The sequence below is a fragment of the Pseudomonas sp. genome, assembly GCF_050739995.1.
GTDB lineage: Bacteria > Pseudomonadota > Gammaproteobacteria > Pseudomonadales > Pseudomonadaceae > Aquipseudomonas.
The window spans coordinates 1-3,652 of the sequence record NZ_JBOICG010000345.1; the positions used below are offsets into that span (position 1 = coordinate 1).

Annotated in this window: 3 protein-coding genes; all 3 read right to left on the minus strand. The window is 58.8% G+C overall.

Annotation, left to right across the window (positions count from 1 at the left end):
• Positions 1 to 17: 17 nt before the first annotated feature.
• Complete coding sequence (locus ACRESD_RS11580; protein WP_431751023.1) at positions 18 to 1,028, minus strand: sulfate ABC transporter substrate-binding protein; 1,011 nt, start codon at positions 1,026 to 1,028, stop codon at positions 18 to 20.
• A gap of 66 nt (positions 1,029 to 1,094) precedes the next feature.
• Positions 1,095 to 1,277 carry a sulfur starvation response protein OscA gene (oscA, locus tag ACRESD_RS11585; RefSeq protein ID WP_003170956.1) on the minus strand — a complete coding sequence of 61 codons (183 nt, stop codon included), beginning with the start codon at positions 1,275 to 1,277 and terminating at the stop codon, positions 1,095 to 1,097.
• Positions 1,278 to 1,577: 300 nt separating this feature from the next.
• Positions 1,578 to 3,491, minus strand: coding sequence for a phosphodiesterase DibA (gene dibA / locus ACRESD_RS11590; RefSeq protein WP_431751024.1), 1,914 nt, complete (start codon positions 3,489 to 3,491; stop codon positions 1,578 to 1,580).
• Positions 3,492 to 3,652: the final 161 nt, after the last annotated feature.

The following is a 3,652-nucleotide window of genomic DNA, read 5'->3' on the forward strand; positions in this document are numbered from 1 at the left end:
CCTACAGGTACTTTGGCTTACTGCGCAGTGTAGATCTGGTCGAACACGCCACCGTCGTTAAAGAATTTCGGTTGGGCAGTTTTCCAGCCGCCGAAATCTTTGTCGATAGTCACCAGGTCCAGTTTCGGGAACTGCTGGGCGTATTTGGCGGCCACTTTTGCATCGCGTGGGCGGTAGAAGTTCTTCGCCGCAATCTCCTGGCCAGCCGGGCTGTACAGGTGCTTGAGGTATTCGGTGGCGATCTCGGTGTTGCCCTTTTTCTCAGCGTTCTTGTCGACCACGGCCACCGGCGGTTCCGCGAGGATCGACAGGGACGGCACGACGATATCGAACTTGTCGGCGCCACCGTCTTCTTTCAGGGCCAGGAAGGCTTCGTTTTCCCAGGCCAGCAACACGTCACCCTGGCCGTTGTTGACGAAGGTGATGGTCGAGCCGCGTGCGCCGGTATCCAACACCGGTACGTGCTTGAACAGCTCCTTCACGTATTCCTGGGCCTTGGCTTCGCTGCCACCGGCCTTGAGGCCATAGGCCCAGGCGGCGAGGAAGTTCCAGCGTGCACCACCGGAGGTTTTCGGGTTCGGGGTGATCACCGAGACGTCTTTCTTGATCAGGTCGCCCCAGTCCTTGATGCCTTTAGGGTTGCCCTTGCGCACCAGGAACACGATAGTCGAGGTGTAGGGAGTGCTGGCGTCCGGCAGGCGGGTCTGCCAGTTTTCCGGCAGGGTTTTGCCGAGCTTGGCGATTTCGTCGATGTCACCGGCCAGGGCCAGGGTCACTACGTCGGCGCGCAGGCCGTCGATCACAGCGCGGCCTTGCTTGCCCGAGCCACCGTGGGATTGCTGGATCTTGACGTTGTCACCCGGGTGGCTCTGTTTCCAGTAGCTGGTGAACTCAGCGTTGTAGTCCTGGTACAGCTCACGGGTAGGGTCGTACGAGACGTTGAGCAACTCGTAGTCCTTGGCAACAGCGGAACCGGCAAACACGGCACTGGCGAGGGCGGCCAGGGCATAACGGCGAATCGACGACATAGAAGCTCCTGAAATTCTGGGGTGTTGGCTTTTTCTTATAGTTGCGGGGTCTATCGCCGTTTTGGCTTAGCTCGGTTTGTTACCCGGGTTCTGCAAACGGAATTTTTCCTTGCGTTCGATCTGCACCACTTGGGCGTTGTGCACCGTGATTTCCACCGCGCCAAACCGCAGATCGCGCAGGGCGCTCTGGATCTCACGCAAAATGGCTGCTTCGTCCTGGCCGTCGACGCTACGTAGAGATGCGCTCATGGTCTCGCTCCTGAAATGAATAGTGCCTGGCAGTGGCGGCACTGCTTGCGGCGTGAGAGCGATAGTAGATAAGCGCAGATATTCTTAAAAATACTATTTAAGAATGTTTATATAACCAGAAAGAATTTTCTGACAGGGCGTGGAGTTGCGAAGGTTTTTTGCGTTCAGTCGCTGAAATTAAGCCCTGTGGAGTTCCAAATGTGGGAGGGGGCTTGCCCCCGATGACGGTATATCAGGTTGGAAACTCTTGGCTGACCCACCGCTATCGGGGGCAAGCCCCCTCCCACACTTGGCCGCATTTCAAATCCGGATCGCAGGCGCCCGGGACCAGTCGATTTCCTGCGCCGGCATCGGCCGCCCAAACCAATACCCCTGCCCCATATCGCATTCCTGCTCCAACAAGAACCTGGCCTGCTCCACCTGCTCGATGCCCTCGGCGTGCACCTGCATGCCCATGCTTTTCGCCAGGGCGATCACCACGCGCACAATCGCCGCGTCGTCCTCATCCCACGGCAACCCAGCGACAAAGCCCTGGTCGATCTTGAGCTTCTGCACCGGCAGGCGCTTGAGGCGTAACAATGAGGAGTAGCCAGTGCCGAAATCATCGATGGCCAGGCGCAAGCCCAACTCACGCAGGCGGTGCAGTTGCTCCAGGGCGACCTCGGGGTCGTCCATCACTGCGCTTTCCGTGACTTCCAGCTCAAGGAACGCCGGGTCCAGGCCCGTCGCATGCAAAACCTGCGCAACTTGCTCGTACAGCTCACGACGGGCGAACAAACGGCTGGACACGTTGACCGCAATGAAACTCAGCGGCGCACCCTCGGCCAGCCATTGGCACATCTGGCGGCAAGCCTGGTCCATGACCCAGGCGTCAATATCGGCAATCAGCCCGGTACGTTCGGCGATGGGGATAAATTCCCCAGGCGGCACAAGGCCCCGCTCCGGATGCTGCCAGCGCACCAGGGCTTCGACGCCAATCAGGCGGCTGTCGTGGAAGTCATGCACCGGTTGGTAGTAGACACGTAGCTCTTGCTGATCCAGGGCGCGGCGCAGTTCGCTGGCGATTTCCACACGGTGCTGAGCGTGGGCGGTGAGCTCTTCGGTGTACAGCGCGTAGCCTTCACGCCCGGCGCTCTTGGCCTTGAACAGCGCCGAGTCGGCGTTGCGCAGCAGTTGCCCGGCGCTGAGGGCGTCGCTGGGAAACAGGCTGATGCCGATGCTCGCGCTGATAAACAACTGGTTGCCGTCAAACACGAACGGCTCCTTCATCGCATCGAGCATCCGTTGGGCCAATGCCGCCGCCTGTATCACCTGTGGACAACTTTCCGCCAACACGGCGAACTCGTCCCCACCGAGACGCGCCAAGGTCACACCGGGGCCGAACAGGCCTTTTAACCGGTCGCCCACCGCCTTGAGCAACTGGTCGCCAGTGTTGTGGCCGAGGCTGTCGTTGATGATCTTGAAGTGGTCCAGATCCATCAACAGCAAGGCACAACCGCGTTTGTGCACTTGCGCCGAGGCCAGGGCCTGTTCGGCGCGGTCGGTGAAGAGCAAGCGGTTGGGCAGGTCGGTCAGTGGATCGTGATGGGCCAGGTGGGCCAGCTCGTGTTCGGAGTCCTTGATGGCGCTGATATCGGAAAACACCGCCACGTAATGGCTGGCTTTGCCTTGGTCGTCGTGGATCACTCGGATGGTTTGCCACTGTGGATAAATCTCACCGCTTTTGCGGCGGTTCCAGATTTCACCGCTCCATTCGTCGGTGCTCTCCAGGGTCTGGAACATCTGCTGGTAGAAATTCGACGAATGGCGCCCCGATTTGAACAGGCTTGGCCGCTGGCCCATGACGTCTTCGCGGCTGTAGCCGGTGATCTCCATGAAGGCCCGGTTGACGTGCACGATCAACCCCTGGGCGTCGGTTACCAGCACCCCTTCACGGGTGCAATCGAACACGGCGGCGGCCTGTTGCAGGCGCTCGTGGTTTTCTTTCAGGGGTTGCTGTAGCTGATGAGTGCGAGCAAAACGCGCGCAAATGAGGTAAATCGCCAGCGCACTGAGCGCCACCCACACATAGCCGCGCGCCTGCAGCCAGCGCCCCAACTCCCGTGGGTCATCAAGAAAGTTGATCAATAAATGGTTGCTGAGCTGGAGCCACACAATGGACACCAACAGGTATACCAGCCCCGCACGTAGGGCACCTCGGTATGAAAACAGCATATGTTCAGTAATCCTTACCAAAAAAACAGAATCGCCCTACAAAGGCTGCGGATTATAGAATAAGAAACATCCAGTCACTCCTATCTGAAAGGGCGGCTGGTTTTCTCTGTTGGCTTAGTGATAATGCGTCAGCTGTTTTTTTCTTTATCTGAGGGCCATAC